Origin of the sequence: Roseibium algae (assembly GCF_037783265.1) — a bacterium.
GTDB lineage: Bacteria > Pseudomonadota > Alphaproteobacteria > Rhizobiales > Stappiaceae > Roseibium > Roseibium algae.
This window is the reverse complement of the sequence record NZ_JBAKIA010000015.1, coordinates 40,532-58,924: the sequence shown is the minus strand read 5'-3', so window position 1 is coordinate 58,924 and position 18,393 is coordinate 40,532. Positions and strand designations below refer to the sequence as shown.

The 18,393-nt window shown below is 52.8% G+C and carries 15 protein-coding genes and 1 pseudogene; 8 read left to right on the top strand and 8 right to left on the bottom strand.

Features of this window, described 5'->3' with window-relative positions:
• Positions 1–408 precede the first annotated feature (408 nt).
• Together V6575_RS18485 and V6575_RS18480 are read right to left on the bottom strand one after the other, a co-directional pair.
• On the bottom strand, positions 409–1,875 hold the full coding sequence (locus V6575_RS18485; protein ID WP_340276436.1) for a sensor domain-containing diguanylate cyclase: 1,467 nt from the start codon (positions 1,873–1,875) through the stop codon (positions 409–411).
• 243 nt (positions 1,876–2,118) lie between these two features.
• Positions 2,119–3,321: an aminotransferase class V-fold PLP-dependent enzyme gene (locus V6575_RS18480; RefSeq protein ID WP_340276435.1), complete on the bottom strand. Its 1,203-nt coding sequence runs from the start codon at positions 3,319–3,321 to the stop codon at positions 2,119–2,121.
• Positions 3,322–3,385: 64 nt separating this feature from the next.
• On the opposite strand from V6575_RS18480, the gene V6575_RS18475 reads away from it, so the two are divergent.
• Positions 3,386–3,979, top strand: coding sequence for a gamma-glutamylcyclotransferase family protein (locus V6575_RS18475; RefSeq protein WP_340276433.1), 594 nt, complete (start codon positions 3,386–3,388; stop codon positions 3,977–3,979).
• A gap of 42 nt (positions 3,980–4,021) precedes the next feature.
• Here V6575_RS18475 and V6575_RS18470 read toward each other — a convergent pair whose 3' ends face one another.
• On the bottom strand, positions 4,022–4,744 hold the full coding sequence (locus tag V6575_RS18470; RefSeq protein ID WP_340276431.1) for a VIT1/CCC1 transporter family protein: 723 nt from the start codon (positions 4,742–4,744) through the stop codon (positions 4,022–4,024).
• 195 nt (positions 4,745–4,939) lie between these two features.
• On the opposite strand from V6575_RS18470, the gene V6575_RS18465 reads away from it, so the two are divergent.
• The 5 genes from V6575_RS18465 to gltX all read left to right on the top strand — a co-directional run bounded on the left by V6575_RS18465 (position 4,940) and on the right by gltX (position 11,585).
• Positions 4,940–6,316 carry a class II 3-deoxy-7-phosphoheptulonate synthase gene (locus tag V6575_RS18465; protein ID WP_340276430.1) on the top strand — a complete coding sequence of 459 codons (1,377 nt, stop codon included), beginning with the start codon at positions 4,940–4,942 and terminating at the stop codon, positions 6,314–6,316.
• A gap of 162 nt (positions 6,317–6,478) precedes the next feature.
• Positions 6,479–7,030, top strand: coding sequence for a response regulator (locus V6575_RS18460; protein WP_340276429.1), 552 nt, complete (start codon positions 6,479–6,481; stop codon positions 7,028–7,030).
• Positions 7,031–7,078: 48 nt separating this feature from the next.
• Positions 7,079–8,773 (top strand): NAD+ synthase, encoded by a 1,695-nt coding sequence (locus V6575_RS18455; protein WP_340276427.1) that lies wholly within the window; start codon positions 7,079–7,081, stop codon positions 8,771–8,773.
• A 105-nt stretch (positions 8,774–8,878) separates the two neighbouring features.
• Positions 8,879–10,135 (top strand): MFS transporter, encoded by a 1,257-nt coding sequence (locus V6575_RS18450; RefSeq protein ID WP_340276426.1) that lies wholly within the window; start codon positions 8,879–8,881, stop codon positions 10,133–10,135.
• 85 nt (positions 10,136–10,220) lie between these two features.
• Positions 10,221–11,585: a glutamate--tRNA ligase gene (gene gltX / locus V6575_RS18445; RefSeq protein ID WP_340276425.1), complete on the top strand. Its 1,365-nt coding sequence runs from the start codon at positions 10,221–10,223 to the stop codon at positions 11,583–11,585.
• On the opposite strand, the gene V6575_RS18440 is transcribed toward gltX, so the two are convergent.
• Together V6575_RS18440 and V6575_RS18435 are read right to left on the bottom strand one after the other, a co-directional pair.
• Entirely contained in the window at positions 11,545–12,930 is a 1,386-nt protein-coding gene (locus V6575_RS18440) for a DUF2865 domain-containing protein (protein WP_340276424.1), read from the bottom strand. The two genes, gltX and V6575_RS18440, sit on opposite strands and share 41 nt — an antisense overlap.
• A 127-nt stretch (positions 12,931–13,057) precedes the next feature.
• Positions 13,058–13,675, bottom strand: coding sequence for a MarR family winged helix-turn-helix transcriptional regulator (locus tag V6575_RS18435; protein ID WP_340276423.1), 618 nt, complete (start codon positions 13,673–13,675; stop codon positions 13,058–13,060).
• A 371-nt stretch (positions 13,676–14,046) separates the two neighbouring features.
• On the opposite strand from V6575_RS18435, the pseudogene V6575_RS18430 reads away from it, so the two are divergent.
• Together V6575_RS18430 and V6575_RS18425 are read left to right on the top strand one after the other, a co-directional pair.
• Positions 14,047–14,994, top strand: a pseudogene (locus V6575_RS18430) (MBL fold metallo-hydrolase); the annotation flags it as partial.
• 302 nt (positions 14,995–15,296) lie between these two features.
• Positions 15,297–15,815: a CreA family protein gene (locus V6575_RS18425; RefSeq protein ID WP_340276422.1), complete on the top strand. Its 519-nt coding sequence runs from the start codon at positions 15,297–15,299 to the stop codon at positions 15,813–15,815.
• 24 nt (positions 15,816–15,839) lie between these two features.
• Here the strand turns inward: V6575_RS18425 and V6575_RS18420 are convergent, their stop codons facing one another.
• The 3 genes from V6575_RS18420 to V6575_RS18410 all read right to left on the bottom strand — a co-directional run bounded on the left by V6575_RS18420 (position 15,840) and on the right by V6575_RS18410 (position 18,237).
• Entirely contained in the window at positions 15,840–16,196 is a 357-nt protein-coding gene (locus V6575_RS18420; RefSeq protein ID WP_340276420.1) for an ArsR/SmtB family transcription factor, read from the bottom strand.
• Between the two features lie 63 nt (positions 16,197–16,259).
• The gene (locus V6575_RS18415; protein WP_340276418.1) at positions 16,260–16,448 is read right to left on the bottom strand and encodes a sugar transporter; all 189 of its coding nucleotides are present in this window, start codon (positions 16,446–16,448) and stop codon (positions 16,260–16,262) included.
• Positions 16,449–16,572: 124 nt separating this feature from the next.
• Positions 16,573–18,237, bottom strand: a complete 1,665-nt coding sequence (locus V6575_RS18410; protein WP_340276416.1) for a L,D-transpeptidase family protein — start codon at positions 18,235–18,237, stop codon at positions 16,573–16,575.
• Positions 18,238–18,393: the final 156 nt, after the last annotated feature.

Genomic DNA, 18,393 nt, shown 5'->3' with positions numbered 1-18,393 from the left:
TTTTTATGTATTGTAAAAAATATCAATGGTAATTTTGCTTTAATTGATATTTATGGGGTCTCGATAATTTATCTTATTCCATAATTCAAATTAAAATTTCGATAGGAATAAGTAAACCTGCGAGTTTTATTGCCTTGTCGTCTCATTGGACGTCATTGATTGCTGCGCTGTTGCTGCAGTTGACGTATTTTCTAAAAAAATCGATGAGCCGGCGGGATGGGTCAACTCATGAACCTAAAAGTTGCGGTCCGTGTAGTTGCCTGTCGATCCGCATGGGTGCATCAAAGGTAGAGGTGTCGATGACGGGTACTTCCAAACTGGGGCAGTTCAATAATTATGCGGTAAAGGCCAAATTTCCGATCGCGTTATTCAACGCTTTGGTTGGTCAATATGAAACTGTAGATTCATTTACGAAGGCACGCTTGTGCCCACATTCTGGTCTTCAAGAAGGGGGGAGGCGAAAACGGCTTGATTCCTGCCGTTTTCTTTTGCGGTATAAAGCGCCTTGTCGGCTGCGTTGACGAGATCAATTTCTCCGATACCGACTTCCTGGGCCAATACAATTCCGAGGCTAATGCCGATTTCCGTGGAAACTCCCTGAGCAATTTCTATCGGGGTTCTGAAAATACTCAGGATTTGAGATGAGAGGGTATCGAGCGTGTCATAGGTCACCGGGCCTGTGATCAGGATGATGAATTCATCGCCGCCTATGCGCCCGACAACTCCGCTTTCTCCAACCGCTTCTATCAACCGTTCGGCCACTTGTTTGATAACAATATCGCCGCCGCCATGACCATATGTGTCATTCACGGCTTTGAAGCGATCAAGGTCACAGCCGATGAGGGCGAATGGCTTTCCAGGAAGACCCATGAGGGCTTCTGCCAGATACTCCGAGAATGCCAGCCGGTTCATCAGGCCGGTCAAAGCATCATGACGCGCATTGTGGCGATTGATGCGTTCGCTTTCCTCAAGTGATTGTGACAGTCGGGCAATCCTGCGACTGACCATATAGGCCGCAAATGTCAGAAATCCGCCGAGGACAAAAACAATTGGGACCACAAGGGACCAGATTTCCTGCCCTGGCGTCTGTGCCACCCAACTGAAATGTCCCACTGCGTTTCCATTGGGATCTAATAAGGTATGGGTGGTGCGCTGCAGTGCTGAATTGGCTTCTTTAAGAAATTGAATATCGTTCAAGGATAGGGGCGCGCTTAGATTGTTGATGAACTTCTGGTCAATTATTTTCCCCGAGATCAGAATCACAGGCGGTTCAGCTGTGAGGACCACTTCTCCTTCGTCCGGAACGATGGCCATAGCGCTAAGCAGCATGGATTCGCCGTCAATTTTCGCATAGGCCAGCTCGGTTATATTGTTGACCTCAGTTGCGGTGATTGCCTTTTGTCCAAAGCCATCCGCGATCTTGATTCTGTTTTTCTCAAATCGCTCACGTGTCCGGTCAGCGAGTTGCTTGAGCACAGTGCCAGCCTTAAGCGGTTCGTTGGTAAAATCGACCTCATCTTCCTTCGCTGTGGCCAAAATAGTGTCGTTTGGAGAGACGATATAAGCCCTGTCGATGCCAAAGTCGTGCCAATGGGGCCCGAAAAACTCTTTGCGGATGAAGTCCTGATCGACATTATGTGTAATGTTGGAAACCGCTTTGTCCCAACGCGCAAGGCTGAGTTGATCGCGTGCGATCAGTAGTTTCCGATCTCGAATAGCATTTTTGAAAATCTGTGTTTCGTTTTTAGCGGCTTGTTGATCTGCAAAGCTAGAGGCGACATATCCGACAAACAGCAATGAGGAGCAAGAAAGTATGATCAATAGAGCTGCCAGCCAGTAAACGCGCACGGCAATACGCCCTCTGGATTGACTCACTAAATCGTTCTCATGGGACAAGGTTTATATGACCTGCTGTTTTTAAGGCTTGCCCCTGGAGCACTTTGTATCTTGCCCAAATGCCGAATGACCAAAAGGCCAAGAAATTCGAGTAAGGCCGCAAGGCTGCTAATGCACGGGCTCAGGTTCAAGGTTCTGAGTTATAATCAGTGTTAAAATAACTGATAATCGTTAAAGCCAAGTGGTGAATTTGTAAAAATCATTCTCCAGTTAGCCGTTCGGTCATGGCGTTACATTATTCCGGACGCAAGCCAGGAATAATTCGATTTCGTCTTCTGTATTGAAAGCATGAACCGAGGCTCTGACAACAGAGGATAGCCCGCGAGCTGGAAGATCAATCTGCGCGGAAGTCGCCTTGGAAAAGGATACGTTGATCTGGGCCTCTGCAAGACGCGCCTTGGTCACCTGCGGATCCTCGCCATCCTTGATGAATGTTACGATCCCTCCCTTCCTTGCGCCTTTGTCGTGAACGGAAAAGCCGGGTAGGGATGCAAGACCGTCTCGCAACTGGTGGCCGAGGCCAATGATCCTGTCTGAGATCTTGTCCATGCCGAAGCCGATGGCGTAATTTGCGGCGATACTCAGACCAATTTGCCCGGCGAAATACCGCTCCCAATTCTCGAAGCGTTTTGCATTCGGTTTCAAGACATAACTGTCTGGCCCAGTCCATGTGGTGGCTTCAAGGTCAACGAAGGGCGGCTCCAGCTGGTCGAGCACTTCATCACTGACATAAAGGAACCCGGTGCCCCGTGGGCCGCGCAGGTATTTCCGGCCAGTGCCCGACAGCATGTGACAGCCGATGGCCTTGACGTCGAGCGGGATATGTCCTGCAGACTGGCAGGCATCGAGCAAATAGAGCAGCTTGTGCCGGGCAGCGATGGCGCCAACCTCCTCGGCTGGATTGATCAAGCCGCCGAATGTCGGGATATGGGTCAGCGCGATCAGCCGGGTTTTAGGCGTAATCGCAGCTTCCAGAGCTTTCAGGTCTATCTGTCCGGTTTCATCATCCTCAATAAGGTCGATTTCAATTCCGGCGCGCTTCTTCATCTGCAGCAGAGCAACGAAGTTCGAGACATATTCAGACCGTCCTGTGAGCACTCGGTCACCTTCGCGGAAATCAATGGCATAAAAAGCCATGTCCCAGGCGCGTGTCGCGTTCTCGATAAAGGCAATTTCCGAGCTATCGGCATTCAGCAGTGAAGCGATATTGCTATAAAATGCAAGGTGTTCAGCAAGGTGAGCGTCATGAGCTTCGTAGCCGCCAATTTCAGCTTCAAGATCCAGATGTTGCATGACTGCAGACAGCACGGGCGCGGGCGCTAGTCCTGTTCCAGCATTGTTGAAATGGATGCGATTGGCGCAGCCCGGCGTGTCAGCTCGCATTTGGGCAATGTCATCTTTTTTCAGCGGAGATACGATTGACATAGACATCATTCCTTATCGTGCGGCAGCGCTTTACGTCCGGCAGTTCATGATTTAAGTGAAACCTATGACAATTACCTATTTTGGCTACGGCTCTCTCGTCAATATCGAAACTTTGAGCAAGGACACAAGCGTGTCGCCGGGCACCCTGACTGGATGGGTTCGCGAATGGCGGATTCAAGGGGGCAACTCTTTCGGCCGCAGCGTTTGCGCGCTTGGCGTCGTACCGGATAAAGACACCTCCATTCGCGGCGTCGCTGCACGCGAACCTAAGGAAGGCTTGGCAAAGCTTGACCTGAGAGAGGACAATTATTACCGGGTCGCGGACATCGGTGCAGATTTTCACTGCGATGAGCTGGGTCAGCCTGGAGCGGATGATATGTTCCTTTATCGCTCCAAACCAGAGAATTATGGATGGGGCAGTGATGAACATCCGATCTTGCAAAGCTATTTGGATTGCGTACTGGCAGGGTTCCATGCGTTTTGGGGCGAGGATGGCATCACGCATTTCATTGAGACAACAAGAGGTTGGCATGTGCCGATTCTTGCCGAGCGAGATGCCCCGATTTATCCCAGATCCATTCAGCTGACGGCAGAGCTAAAGGATATGATAGATAGCCATCTGCTGGATCAAAAAGTGCGATACATTTCTCTGAAATAATGGCTCCTGGCTCCTGGCTCCTGGCTCAAGACGACAGGGTCATTAGGCCAGCAGGTCATGTAGTAGATATCCAACCAGCCATGCGATGCCGGCAGCTGACATGCCAATGGCGATGGTCTCTGCGCCTGAGGAAAACCAGCTTTGCGTCGACCAGCGAGCCTTGATCGAGCCGATTAGGAAGAAGGCGCAAGCGGTCAAGGCTGTTGTGATGGTGCCAGATGCGTTCATGCCAAAGACAAACGGCAACAGGGGCAGGCTGCCGCAGATGACAAAGGCTGCGAAGGTGGCTCCCGCTGCTTTTAACGGAGATCTGCGGATGGCGGCGAGGCCATATTCTTCCTGCATCATCGTTTCAATCCAGGTTTGACGATGTGACGTGATGATGGTCACCAGAGTTTCCAGCTCCTCACCGCCATATCCCTTTGCCATGTAGATTTGCCGGATCTCTTCCCGTTCGCCGTCTGGTTCCAGCCGGATGTGTTTTTCCTCAACGCCTCTCAGCCGGCGATAGTCCTCTTCCTCGGTTTTTGTTCCAGAGAAATTCGCTGCTGCCATGGAAAATCCATCTGCTAGTAGATTGGCAAGTCCCAGGATGAGGACGATCTGCGTTGACAGATTTGCACCGAGCGAGCCTGCCACGATGGCAAATGTGGTGACTGCACCATCGATTCCGCCATAGACCCAGTCCCGCAAATAGCTGATGTGCGGCCCTTCGCTCAGGCGTTTTTGAATGTCTTTCGGCGTGTGGCTGTGTTCAAGGGGCATCGCTGGGCACCTCCGCTGCTGTTGGCAAGCAATTACTGGTATTTTTAACCTGACAGCCGGTGGTCTTGAAGGAAAGAGCCGTGTATAAGGCCGCACGTTTGCACCGGTTGTGGAGGATCGTGCGAACGATTGTGATCCGGGTATGGTGAGAAACGAAGTTTTGGGAAGCCCGGTCCCGTTTCAGGAGTGGAAGTAATGGCGGAGAAGTGGACACCGGACAGCTGGAGATCAAAGCCGATCCTGCAGGTTCCGGAATATCCCGATGAAAAGGCACTGGCCGACGTTGAGCAGCGTCTGTCGACCTATCCGCCGCTGGTTTTTGCAGGCGAGGCACGTGATTTGAAGAGCCAGCTTGCTGATGTCGCGGCTGGAAAAGGGTTCCTCCTTCAAGGTGGTGATTGTGCGGAGAGCTTTGCTGAGCATCATCCCGATCACATCCGCGACTTTTTCCGCGTTTTCCTGCAGATGGCTGTCGTACTCACCTATGCGGCCAGCCAGCCAGTTGTAAAGGTCGGACGCATCGCGGGACAGTTCGCAAAGCCGCGCTCTTCCAATATTGAAAAAAAGGGCGATGTGGAGCTGCCAAGTTATCGCGGTGACATCATCAACGACATCGCGTTTACTTCGGAAAGCCGTATTCCGGACCCAAACCGCCTGAGCATGGCCTACCGTCAGTCGGCGGCAACGCTGAACCTTTTGCGCGCCTTCGCGCAGGGCGGGTTTGCCAATCTCGATCAGGTCCATCAGTGGATGGTTGGTTTCATTGCCGACAGCCCTCAAGGTCATCGCTACAAGGAGCTTGCAGACCGGATCACCGAGTCTCTGGCGTTCATGCGTGCATGTGGCATTGACGGCAAATCAGTGCCTCAGCTGCGCTCGACTGATTTTTTCACCAGTCATGAAGCACTTCTGCTTGGCTATGAAGAAGCGCTCACACGCGTCGACAGCACTTCGGGCGACTGGTACGCGACCTCCGGCCACATGCTGTGGATTGGGGATCGGACCCGCCAGCCAGATCATGCTCATGCCGAGTTTTTCCGTGGCATCAAAAACCCGATTGGTTTGAAGTGCGGTCCAAGCATGACACCGGAAGGGTTGCTCGAATTGATCGAGAGCCTGAACCCGGAAAATGAGCCTGGACGCCTGACGCTGATTTGTCGTTTTGGAGCTGACAAGGTCTTTGATCATCTGCCGCAGCTCGTGCGCGCCGTTGAGCGTGAAGGCAAGTCGGTGATCTGGTCTTGCGATCCAATGCATGGCAACACAGTGTCTGCCGGTGGCTACAAGACACGTCCGTTCGACCGGATTTTGAAGGAGGTTGAATCCTTCTTCGCGGTTCATCGGGCCGAAGGCACCCATGCAGGTGGCATTCATGTGGAAATGACAGGTCGTGATGTGACCGAATGCACAGGTGGCGCTCATGCGCTGACTGCCGATCAGCTTGGTGATCGTTATCATACGCATTGTGATCCGCGTTTGAATGCGAACCAGGCGCTGGAGTTGGCATTCTTAGTTGCTGAGAACCTGAAAACGGAACGTGATGAACGCGACAAGGTTGCTTTAAAAGCCTGATCGTTAAGCTGCAGTTTAGAGTATATGATTAGTATATTTGACGGGGTGGTTGCGGCCATCCCGTTTTTTATTTGGATATCTCTACGATAGGCTGGCTTGGTAAATGCACGTTAAGCTTGTGTGTTTAAGGTTGGCGCATATTTAACGCGCGAGAGTGTAAAAATGGACCGGCGTTGGGATCTGTCTCAGGCTTCTTTTCTTGTGATTGATGACAATATTCACATGCGCAGTATTTTGCGCTCGATTGTCAGCGGCTTCGGCGTGCGTCAGATTTTTGAGGCAAATGACGGGGCCGACGGGCTGGAAATCGTGCTGGACCGAGCTCCGAATTTTATTCTCCTTGATTGGGTCATGGCACCGGTCAGTGGGGCAGATTTCATCAAGATTCTTCGGGCTGAGAAAAATGAAGTGATTAACACAATACCTGTGATCGTGGTTAGCGCGCACTCGCGTAAGAATACAATTGTTGAAGCGGTTAAACTTGGCGCGCACGGGTTTATCGCCAAACCTGTATCGCCCATGGTTCTGTATGATCGCATTGCCGATGTTCTTCACAAACAGTCTCTTCATGGTCCCAGCAAGGGAATATTCCATCGCCCTTTGAAGAAGCCCAGACAGGTGCTTGACGTTGCGAACCAATCCGGCACGAAAACCGGATCTCGGTTAGAACAAAGTGCCGAAGATTGGAACTCGTTGTCGATGACGCTGCTTTAGCTGCCAACTGCGATTGCCACGGAAGAAACGCCGGGTTAAATCAACTTTATGACCAGTTCGATCAAGCCCCCCCCCATTGAAGGCCGTTTGCGCCTTGCCGTTGCACAGCTCAATCCGAGTGTCGGAGATATCTCGGGCAATGCAACTCTGATCCGCAATGCTCGCGCAGAAGCTGCCGCAGCAGGTGTGGACCTTGTCCTGTATTCAGAGCTTGTGATCGCGGGGTATCAGACGGAGGATCTGGTCCTGAAACGTGCGTTTGTTCGCCGCTGTATCGAGGCCATTGATCAATTGGCTCTGGAAACGGCAGACGGTGGACCGGCGATGCTTGTGGGCACACCGTGGCTGGATGAGGACGAAAAACTCTATAACGCGGTTGTGTTGCTGGATGGCGGGGAGGTTCAGGCCGTTCGCTACAAGACTGATCTTCCCAATTATGGTGTGTTTGACGAAAAGCGTGTTTTTGACGCCGGACCCTTGCCAGGTCCCATGGATTTTCGCGGCATGCGGATCGGCGTACCGATTTGCGAGGACATCTGGAACGATGAGGTCTGTGAGTGCCTTGCGGAGACTGGAGCGGAAATCCTGCTGGTTCCGAACGGATCGCCTTATTGGGCGCATCGTTCCGAAAACCGGCTTCAGATCGTTGTTGCAAGGGTGGTGGAAAGTGGTTTGCCGCTCGTATACGGCAACCAGCTTGGCGGTCAGGACGAGCTGGTTTTTGATGGCGGGTCATTCGCGCTGCAGGCTGACAGGTCTCTGGCCTTCCAGATGCCGCAATTTGAAGCCGGGCTTGGTATCTCAGACTGGGTTAAGCAGGACGATGAAACCTGGGTCTGCGAAAATGGGCAAGTGAGCCCGCTACCGGGTCTGGATGAAGCCAACTGGCGCGCCTGTGTTCTCGGGCTTCGCGATTATGTTCTGAAGAATGGCTTTCCAGGTGTTGTGCTGGGTCTGTCTGGCGGCATTGATTCAGCCATTTGTGCAGCAATGGCAGTCGATGCGTTGGGCCCCGACAAGGTCCATGCGATCATGCTGCCGTATCGTTACACCTCCAGGGAAAGCATCAAGGACGCAGATGACTGCGCTCGTTTGCTTGGAATTCGCCACGATACGGTTCCCATTGCCGAGCCTGTTGAGGGGTTCGGGCGAGTGCTGGCCACCATGTTCTCCGGCTGCGAGCAGGACACGACGGAGGAAAACCTTCAATCACGCGCCCGCGGCGTTATTCTGATGGCGATCTCGAACAAGTTCGGTTCCATGGTTGTGACCACGGGCAACAAGTCCGAGATGGCGGTCGGCTATGCGACGCTTTATGGCGACATGAACGGCGGCTTTAATCCGATCAAGGACATCTACAAGACGCAGGTTTTCCATCTGTCGCGCTGGCGCAACGAGAATTTCCCCAAGGGCCTTCTCGGTCCTGAAGGACATGCGATTCCAGACAACATCATCACCAAGGTCCCAACGGCTGAGCTGCGCGAAGATCAGACCGATCAGGACAACCTGCCGCCTTATGACGTCCTTGATGATATCCTGTCCTGCCTTGTCGAACACGAGATGGCAATCAGTGATATTGAGAAGCGGGGCCATGACAAGGCGTTGATTCAAAAGATTGAACATCTGCTTTACATCGCTGAATACAAACGACGTCAGGCACCTCCTGGAGTGAAATTGACGGAACAGAATTTTGGCAAGGACCGACGTTACCCGATTACCAACCGGTTCCGCGATAGGTCTTGAACCTACAATTCTGTTCGAATTTCCAGGCAAGCTCGCTTGTCGTTTAAGTAAGAAACTCTTTGGGCATTCGTTGAGCCAGCTCATCGCGATCTGACTTAAGCCCTTATGCCTGATAACAATTTGTCGATTGGACGCTTCTACTTGTCGTATCTAACGTTTCTGAGCGTCAACAAACGCTGGCTTGTCGGTGGCCTTTTGCTGACGATGTTCTCTGGTTTTGGTCAAACGTTTTTCATTTCACTGTCGTCAGCAGATCTGAGGGAGGAGTTCGATCTCAGTCACGGCGATTTTGGTTTGATCTACATGTTGGCGACGCTTGGTTCTGCCCTGGTTCTGCCTTGGGTCGGGCGCAGCGTTGATTCTTTTCCAATTCAGCGCGTCGCTGCTGCTGTGATGATCGTGCTGGCAACTTTTTGCATTGCGATGGCAAATGTCAGTTCAATCTGGATGTTGGTATTCGTTATCTTCGGCTTGCGCCTTAGCGGCCAGGGCATGATGACACACACATCACAAACCGCCATGGGACGATGGTTTTCGGCGCAGCGCGGGCGGGCCGTCTCCGTTGCCAACCTCGGCTTGCCAGCAGCGGAAAGTATATTTCCCGTCCTGTTCGTCATGATTGCCGGACTTGTCGGATGGCGCCTCAGCTGGGCAATTGCAGCAGGTGTATTGCTGATCTTCGTACTTCCAACGATTTCATGGCTTTTGAGGCAGAATCGGCAACCGCAAAATCCTGACCTGGGAGGCCGAAACGCGGAAGGTCGGCAATGGACGCGCGGTGAAGTGCTTCGTGATCCGGTGTTTTGGGCCATATCGTGCGGAACGCTTGCGCCGCCCTTTATTCTGACGGCCATCCTGTTCAATCAGGTTTATCTGGTTACCCTGCGCGGCTGGACCCTTGAGCTCTTTGCCGGAGCCTTCGTGGTCATGGCAATGACGTCCGTCATATCCTCCCTGACCTGCGGTGCCCTTGTGGATCGGTTTTCCGCACGCCAGCTGCTGCCATTCCTGCTGCTGCCCTTGGCGTTGGCCTGTCTTGTTTTGGCGCAAATACATGCGTTCCCGGCAGTGTTTGCCTTCATGGCGCTGCTCGGGATCAGCAATGGTTTGAATTCCACCATGTCGGGAGCTCTGTGGGCTGAAATCTATGGCGTCCGCCATATTGGCGCGATTCGCTCAATCGCAGTGGCAATGATGGTATTTGCATCTGCCGCCGGGCCAGGCCTGATTGGCGTGTTAATCGATTATCGTGTGCCTTATGACAGCCAATTGGTCGGGATGAGCGTGTATTGCCTCTTGGCGACTGCCGTTCTTGCCTATGCAACGTGGGCTGTGAAAAATAGAGTGTTATTTGTAACTTGACAATTATAGAGAGTATTTTCGTGCCAGGCGGCCAAAACGCCGATCTGGGCTTGCAGCAAAGCGTGAGGGCAGGTACCTGAAGTCCATGACTGTTATTGTTCGTTTCGCGCCGTCTCCGACTGGCCATATTCACATCGGCAACAGCCGGACTGCGCTCTTCAACTGGCTTTTCGCACAGAAAGCTGGCGGACGCTTTATTCTCCGTTTTGATGATACGGACAAGGAGCGCTCTAAGGCTGAATTTGCAGATGCCATCGAGACAGACCTTGCATGGTTCGGTATCGAGCCGGATCAGGTCGAGCGTCAGTCCGACAGGGTTGCCTCCTATGATGCTGCCGCTGCAAAATTGAAAGCCGATGGGCTTCTTTATCCTTGTTATGAGACATCCGAAGAGCTTGATCGCCGCAGATCCCGCGCTCGTGCGCTTGGGCGCGCGCCTGTCTATGATCGGGGTGGGTTAAAGCTCACCGATGAGGAACGCGCCAGTCTTGAAGCTGAAGGACGCAAGCCGCATTGGCGGTTCCTGTTGCCAAATCATGACGGCGATCCATTCCAGACGCGCCGCACGGAAGTGACCTGGACGGATCTGTGCCGTGGGGAACAAACCGTTGATCTGGCGTCTCTGTCTGATCCGGTTCTGATCCGTGAAGATGGAAGCTATCTGTATACTTTGCCGTCCATTGTCGATGACATCGACATGGCTGTAAGCCATGTGATCCGCGGTGAGGATCATGTAGCCAACACCGGTGTTCAATACGCTATTTTCAAAGCGCTTGGCGCGGATATGCCGACATTTGGTCACCATAATCTTTTGACGACAAGTGACGGCGAGGGGCTGTCCAAGCGCAAGGGCGCCTTGTCAGTTGGTTCTTTACGGGAATCAGGGCTGGAGCCAATGGCGGTGGCCTCTCTTGCTGTGCTGACAGGAACCAGCCAGTCGGTTGAAGCTGTATCCGACCTGAGCCTTTTGGCAGACAAGTTTGATCTGTCGACAGTCTCCAGATCAGCGGCCAAGTTCGATCCGGCAGATTTGGACAATTTGAATGCCAAGCTGGTTCATGCCATGCCTTTTGACGTGGTATACGAACGGCTTCAAAAGTTGGGAATTGTAGCCGGAGAAGACTTCTGGCTTATCATTCGCGAGAATTGCCAAAAAGTAATTGATGCGCAGCATTATTGGCAGATCGTTCATGGGGTGATTAAAACAAAGATCGCAGATGAAGATCTTGAATTCGTCACGCAGGCGCGCAAATTTTTGCCAGAGGGCGATGTGACGGCTGAGACCTGGGGCAGCTGGACATCAGCGCTTAAGGCTGAAACCGGCCGTAAGGGTAGGGGACTCTTCATGCCGCTGCGCCGTGTGTTGACTGGCCTTGACCACGGACCTGACATGAAAGCGTTTCTGCCGCTTATTGGGAGACAAAATATTCTGGACCGACTACCCGAATAGGTCCATCCGGCGGTTGCCTTGTGCCGTCCTGTCGCCCCAACTCCGGGAAGACAGGATCTGGCTGCTCAATCGCCGGTTTGATGTTCGACCTGAGCAATGGCAAGTTCCCAGGAACGTCCGTCGAGGCGAGCGAAACGGCAAGACCCACGTCTGAGGTTTTGCTTGTCTCGACTGCTGAATTAAAGCCACCTTCCATGTCCATGCGTGTTGCCGGGTCGGCGCCAATTGGCACTTGATCAGACGAAAGCGGAGCGCGTCTCCAGGCGCTTTGCTGGTCGTCAGTGTTCGTAAAAGGTGAGGGCATATCAAGTCGCAAAGACACGTGAACGCGGCCGTCTTCCGTCACAATGCTGTCGCCGCTGCGTACCATCGGCATCAGGGAAGACTTTCGCTGCGTCTGCCGGGCGCCTCTACAGCTACAGTTCTCGACATACTCGGTACGGTAACGATAGGCGTTTTCCGTCTCGACATAAGGTATGCCTGCCAGCGAAATCATCTCGTCCTGTAGACCACCCGGATTGCGGTAAACATAAAGCTCAGTGGGCGCAGCAGGACAAATCTCACCACATCGTGCGGCATCATCAGCAAACTGTTTCTTGTCAGTGGAAAAACTGACGGGAAAGAAATAGCCATCACAAGTCCGTACACAGAGCGTCCTGAATGTTCCGCCGCTTGGAAGCCGGACCCGGTAGTGCTTTTTTTCTCCTGACAGGCTAACGCGGGATTTGAGTTGCTTCATGTCACCTGATTTTGCGTGAGCCACAACAAGATCTTTGTGGGGCCTTCGCACCACAAGCCCATTTGGCAGAGTATGATAGTTACCGTTTTTCTTTTGGGCTGACTTGGGTGCAGTTTTGTCAAAAATCTTGGACAGGATGTTGGATGTTCTGGGTGCAGTTTGAGATGCTCTGGCATCCTGAGCCGGGCGATCACAATTTTGCGCGAACATTTGGGCTTTTATAGACCGCTTGCGCCCATCATTCCTGCTTGCCTTGGGTTGTGTTTTGGCAATCTTGCGGTCAATGGCGCGAAGGTTGGCCTCCATCTTGGAAATTTTGCCCAAGAGACCTTTGCATTTGGCGGTGTTGGGAGCGCTGTCACAGCGAAAATACCTTGCGTCGCGTTTCGCCCCGGAAATCGCCTTGCCTTGTTGCTGGCGGGCTGTTTTCCATTTTTGATTGTCGGGACTGACTGTGCCCTTTGATGACCCCAATCGGGCCAATTCAGAACGTAGATCCGAACAGGTTGCAGCATCTGCTGTTCCGGCAAGATACAAACTTGCTAGCAACGCAAAAGCGGCCTGTTGCGCGGTCAAAAGCCACCGGACCGGCATCTGAATTCTCATAGTCTACCCTGTCCCACAGGCGAACATCGCCCTTACCCTTGGTCATATTGGCAAGTTATGCAAGCTTAGCAAGCAAAGCGCTGACTTGGAGTTAATGCCAGCGACATTAGAGCACGTTAGAATTGCTTCATGCCTTGAAACTTGACGCAGAGGCCACAAGCTGTTCGAGGATGTTTTCCAGCAGTGCATGTTGTTCGGCGGGCAGAGAATTCATCAGGTGGCTGGAAAAGGCCAGAGCCTGGGGCACAAGTGCGTCATAGGCGGCTTGGCCTGCCGGTGTCAGCTCAAGGAAAATTTCGCGCATATCCTCAGAATTGGGCGTGCGAATAAGGAAACCGAGCTTTTCCAGGGCTGAGACGGCTCTGCTCACTTTCGTCTTGTGCATGGTGCTGCGTTCACCGACCGTCTTTGCTGTTACACGGCCAAACTGACCAATGATCGCGATGACACGCCAATCCGGGCGGCTCATGCCGTATTGCTCGGAGTAGATCCGTGCGAAAGATCGGCTTACGATTTCCGAAACGCGGTTGAGGCGGTACGGGAGGAATGCCTCCAGCGCCAACACATCTTGGGTTTGCTCATCGCCTACTTGCTGACTAATGGCCCGCTGTTCTTCTGTTTGCGTAGTGAGTAAGGCGGGAGACTTGCTTGAACCGCTTGTTCCTGAAAGGGCTGAATCTGAGCCGGACGCCATTTCCCTTTCAGGCGTTGCGTTGTCTGGTCCTGCATCATCGTCTTCGCGCATGGTCTCGGTTCTTTGTTCTGCCTAGATGCAACAAAGTAAGGTTATCTTGCCGCTTCCATTGCCCAAAATATCATAGGCTGGACTTACGAGTACATCTTTGGCGTGATCATTGCCTTATTGGCAGAAATATCTTGTATTTTATTTGTCTGCGCCATCAATCTGTTGAAAAGAATGATTTACTTGCATGCATTACCTATAAAAATTTGCGAATCGACTGCCCGACCTGAGACCGTATTGAGAATAAATGGGCGAGGAAGTGATTTTAGTCACTTTCTCCACGAGAATTCCAGAGGCTGGAAGAAACTGGCCCGGACCATTAGCTCAATGACGGAAGAGAATTTCCGCAGAGCCGGGTAAGGATAAGTTGAGCCATGAGCAATAAATTTGCATCCGTTGGCGATACCGAAGACAAAAAGGTGAGCTTCACCGAGATTGGCGCAGGCTGCTATGCCTTCACTGCTGAAGGCGACCCGAACACCGGTGTGGTTATCGGTGAGCGGAGCGTTCTCGTCGTTGATGCTCAGGCGACGCCGGTCATGGCCGAGAAAGTGATCGAGAAAATTCGGTCCGTCACTGACAAGCCAATCAAGCACCTCGTCTTGACCCACTATCACGCTGTTCGTGTTCTGGGGGCCAGTGCTTATGGTGCTAGCGAAATCATTGCCTCGGATCTGACCCGTCGCCTGATCGAGGAACGCGGCGAGGCGGACTGGAAATCTCAATACGCCCGTTTCCCGCGTTTGTTTCAGGATGCCGAAAGCATACCGGGGCTGACCTGGCCGACCATGAGCTTTGCATCGTCCATGTCCGTCAATCTGGGACAACGTGATGTACGGATCATGCATCTGGGACGTGGACACACCATGGGCGATGTTGTCGTATGGGTGCCCGATGCTGGAGTGATGTATGCGGGTGATCTCGTTGAAAACCGCTCAGCATGTTACTGTGGTGATGCTCATTTGGGGGATTGGCCACGCGCCTTGAACCGGATTGGGGCTTTTCGGCCCAAGGCCTTGATGCCGGGTCGTGGCGATGCCTTGCTCGGTGAGCAGAGTGTCGCCGAAGCGATTGAGCAGACCGGCCAGTTTCTTGACCTACTGCGTGAGACGGCTGCTGATTGCGTTGCTGAGGGCATGGGCATCAAGGAGACTTTCCAGACTGTGAAAGAGGTCATGGATCCGTTGTTCTCTGATTTCTCTATTCATGAGCACTGTCTGCCGTTCAACGTTGCCCGGGCCTATGACGAGGCGCATGGCCTTGAAATCCCGCAAATCTGGACTAGTGAGCGTGATCGCGACCTCTGGGATGCATTACGCGGCCTTGCGGTGTCTCCGGAAAAAGAGCCTGAGGTGGAGGCGTTAGTTGAGATCTCAGACGATGTGCAAGCCGATGACTTGGCTGACGACTTGCCGCTGGGTCCCGTAAGCGACATGGAATTGAGCGAAGACAAAATTGTCCTAAGTGACGATGAAAATCCAGACGATCTCGATGATGCTGGACAGGCCAGCGAAACAAAGGCTGTTCGTGAGTCGGAAACGGCCTGATTTGGCATGAGCGTCTGGACATCACCATGATCAGGTCCCACATGATGAGGACTTGATCAACAAACGGTGGTGTCCAAATGCGCTTTTCAGTTCTTGCTCTTTATGCCTTGATGTTGGCGCTGGCTCTTGCGCCTGTTGGGGCATCAGCGGCAGATGAGCCGGATTTGATTTTCAAGAAATCAACCGTTTGGAAATTGCTGTCCCCGGACCATAAATTGGCGACCTATGCCATTGACGATCCGGTTGTCGATGGAGTTGCCTGTCACTTCACTGTACCGGAAAAGGGCGGGATTTCGGGCTGGATCGGTGTTGCTGAAGAAGTTTCTGATATATCGCTTGCTTGCCGTCAGGTGGGGCCTGTGACGATCAAGGAAAAAATCGAGCAAGGCGAGGAAATGTTCCGCCAGCGCCGTTCGTTCATGTTCAAGAAGATGCGGATCGTGAGAGGTTGCGATGCCAAGCGTAACGTCCTTGTCTATCTTGTTTATTCAGACAAATTGGTTGAAGGCAGCCCGAAGAATTCGACATCAACAGTTCCGTTGATGCCTTGGGGTGATCAACTCCCGCCGCGTTGTGGCGATTTTCTGGAGGACTGATCTGCCGACCAAAGCCCAAATGGTTCAGTCGGGAATGGCTGAGCTGTTGCATGGAGCAGGAACATCAGCTGCAACCTTATCGGATGTCTGGGCGCAGAAGTGTTTGTAGAGAACGCCCATGATCTCCTGAGCAGCAGTGCTGACCATACGGTAATAGATGGTCGTGCCTTCACGGCGTGTCTCAACGAGACCTTGTGATCTGAGCAACGACAGTTGCTGGGAAACCGTTGGCATGCGTATGCCGGTTTTCTCGGCCAGCTCTCCGACGCTGCATTCGCGGTCGAACATCTGGCACAAGAGGAATAGTCTTGGAGCAGAGGACAGCATCTTCAAGAAATTCGCTGCGTCTTCTGCCTTGTGTTCAAGAGCTTGATGATCCATTCAAAAAATATGACAAGAAAAATAACCAGCTGCAAGCTATTCCGGGACAGATTTACAGATTGATTACATCCGGCCCATGGCTGGGATCATGACGTGACCAGAGGCGCACCCAACGCCGGATATCAGGCACATGCTCTTCTGCTGGTTGGCGGAGGAGAACGGCGAGGCCGCATCAACCATGCCAATCAGACCGGCGAATGGAGCACCAACGACGGCGGCGATAAAAGCGACTGCAAACAAACGATTTAACATGACCTGCTCCTGATGTTCCCAAGGGATGATGCAGGAACCATAGAGGCGCAGCCTTGAACCGCTTCTGAGCGGTCCGTTCAGGTCGCGTTCAGGGTCTTTAATGGATCGAAGGCAGTTGATTTATCTATAGATTTTCAGTCATCGCCTGCGCCAGTGCCTTCAAAAGGACCTTGTCGCGGTCATAAATATCGCTTCGGAAGTTGGTTGAGCCGTCCTTGTTCATCCACGCTGTGAGATAAGTCAGGTGGACGGGGATCGGCGTGGCCAGTTTGACCACCTTGCGCGCGCCCGCATCGCGAAGCGCTTCCAGTTTGGCCCGGTCATAGCCCTGATCCGTCAGTAGGACATCGCCCAGGGCAAATGGATCTGCAACCCGGATACAGCCATGGCTAAAATCACGCTGCGCTTGCGTGAAGAGAGTCTTGGAGGGCGTATCGTGAATGTAGATGTTGAATGAGTTGGGGAACATGAACTTGATTCGCCCCAAGGCATTCTTGGGCCCCGGATCCTGCCTCAGCTTGAAGGGGAACTTGCCGCCCGAGTAGGAGTTCCAGGCAACTTGCGTCGGTGTCACTTCCTGTTCTCCGCTGAAGACGCGAATGCCTTTGCCGGAAAGGGCGTTGGGGTTCTTGCGCAGCTTAGGAAGATATTCTTTCGTGGCGATAGAGTAGGGCACGTTCCAATACGGATTGATCTCGATGTAGGTCATCTCGTCTGAAAAGACCGGCGTTGCGTGGTATGGCTTGCCGACAACGACCTTTGCTGTGTGCCAGGTCTTGCCATTGCGCACCACTTTCAGGTTCTGATCTGCCAGATTGACGAAGACATAAGTGTCGCCCAGGAAATCCGGCATCCAGCGACGACGCTCCATGTTGAGCTCCATCTGGATCAGCCTCTGTTGGATCGGCACATTAATCGCTTCAAGGGTGTGCTGGCCGATTACCCCGTCAACGCCGAGCCCATGGTTCTCCTGAAATGTCTTCACCGCCTCAACAAGTGTGCCGTCATAAAGATCGCCGCTATGGTCTGTGGCCAGCATGTAGTCCTCTTCAGCCAAGCGTTGGCGCAGCAGGGCTATACGCGTATCTTCCATGCCGGGTTTGAGGACTTCACCGTCCGGGATCACCGTGAACTCACCCAAAGCTGCCTTGTCCCGGTATTGTGCGAGGCGCAGCTTCAGCCGGGCGTAATTCTCGGTGTTTGGGGAAAGGGTTTCAAGGAATACGCTGAAATCTGATGCAGCTGCAACCTGTTCCAAAAGCATTCCAGGATCCGGAACATGAGGAAAGATGTTCAGAGCCTTGTTGACGTCGTTCGGCTGGACCCGGCCAGACGACAAGTGTGTGGCATAGCGGACGAACTGATCTGCCAGGTCCAGCTCAAGAGAGACCCAGTCTTCTTCGGTTTGCGCGGCTTCTGCGCGTTCGGCGAATTGCAGCGGCGCGTAATTCTCAGGGTTCAGTGCGTGGGCATTTGAATCCGCAAAGGCTGCAAGGGTAAGACGACCGTGCTCTGATAGACCATTTTCGTCAAGCCAGACAGGCGTGTACCCGTGTTCCCTGTAGAAATTGATGATACGTTCATCTGTTTGGCGCTTGGTCAGGTCTGCTTCTATTGCCCGCGCAATGGGCGTTGCCGCTTCTGCTGACAGTGTCGTTGATGGCTGTGCCTGAGCTGCCGATGCATCTGTGCTTTGTGCTGAAGCAATTCCGATCGCGGCAAGGCTTGCAAAAGCGAAGGCGCAAACAAGCTGGTTCAATTTGCGCGTCGGCGAGAAAGTCCAGATCATAATAATGTCCCCCCAATTGGACATTTTCGACGAATTCAAAAGGTTTGCCTATCAGGCCGAATCTTGTGCCGTAAGGGTACCTAATGCGCTCCGGCTGTCCAGAGAGTATGGGGTGTTAGTGTGATAAATCAGCTCCTGATGGCCGCGTTTGTATGA

What these genes read in the sequence shown, in the direction of transcription:
- V6575_RS18480 (WP_340276435.1), bottom strand. Translation starts at nt 3,321, where the DNA reads ATGTCAATCGTATCTCCGCTGAAAAAAGATGACATTGCCCAAATGCGA.
- V6575_RS18475 (WP_340276433.1), top strand. Translation starts at nt 3,386, where the DNA reads ATGACAATTACCTATTTTGGCTACGGCTCTCTCGTCAATATCGAAACT.
- V6575_RS18470 (WP_340276431.1), bottom strand. Translation starts at nt 4,744, where the DNA reads ATGCCCCTTGAACACAGCCACACGCCGAAAGACATTCAAAAACGCCTG.
- V6575_RS18465 (WP_340276430.1), top strand. Translation starts at nt 4,940, where the DNA reads ATGGCGGAGAAGTGGACACCGGACAGCTGGAGATCAAAGCCGATCCTG.
- V6575_RS18460 (WP_340276429.1), top strand. Translation starts at nt 6,479, where the DNA reads ATGGACCGGCGTTGGGATCTGTCTCAGGCTTCTTTTCTTGTGATTGAT.
- V6575_RS18455 (WP_340276427.1), top strand. Translation starts at nt 7,079, where the DNA reads ATGACCAGTTCGATCAAGCCCCCCCCCATTGAAGGCCGTTTGCGCCTT.
- V6575_RS18450 (WP_340276426.1), top strand. Translation starts at nt 8,879, where the DNA reads ATGCCTGATAACAATTTGTCGATTGGACGCTTCTACTTGTCGTATCTA.
- gltX (WP_340276425.1), top strand. Translation starts at nt 10,221, where the DNA reads ATGACTGTTATTGTTCGTTTCGCGCCGTCTCCGACTGGCCATATTCAC.
- V6575_RS18440 (WP_340276424.1), bottom strand. Translation starts at nt 12,930, where the DNA reads ATGAGAATTCAGATGCCGGTCCGGTGGCTTTTGACCGCGCAACAGGCC.
- V6575_RS18435 (WP_340276423.1), bottom strand. Translation starts at nt 13,675, where the DNA reads ATGCGCGAAGACGATGATGCAGGACCAGACAACGCAACGCCTGAAAGG.
- V6575_RS18425 (WP_340276422.1), top strand. Translation starts at nt 15,297, where the DNA reads ATGCGCTTTTCAGTTCTTGCTCTTTATGCCTTGATGTTGGCGCTGGCT.
- V6575_RS18420 (WP_340276420.1), bottom strand. Translation starts at nt 16,196, where the DNA reads ATGGATCATCAAGCTCTTGAACACAAGGCAGAAGACGCAGCGAATTTC.
- V6575_RS18415 (WP_340276418.1), bottom strand. Translation starts at nt 16,448, where the DNA reads ATGTTAAATCGTTTGTTTGCAGTCGCTTTTATCGCCGCCGTCGTTGGT.
- V6575_RS18410 (WP_340276416.1), bottom strand. Translation starts at nt 18,237, where the DNA reads ATGATCTGGACTTTCTCGCCGACGCGCAAATTGAACCAGCTTGTTTGC.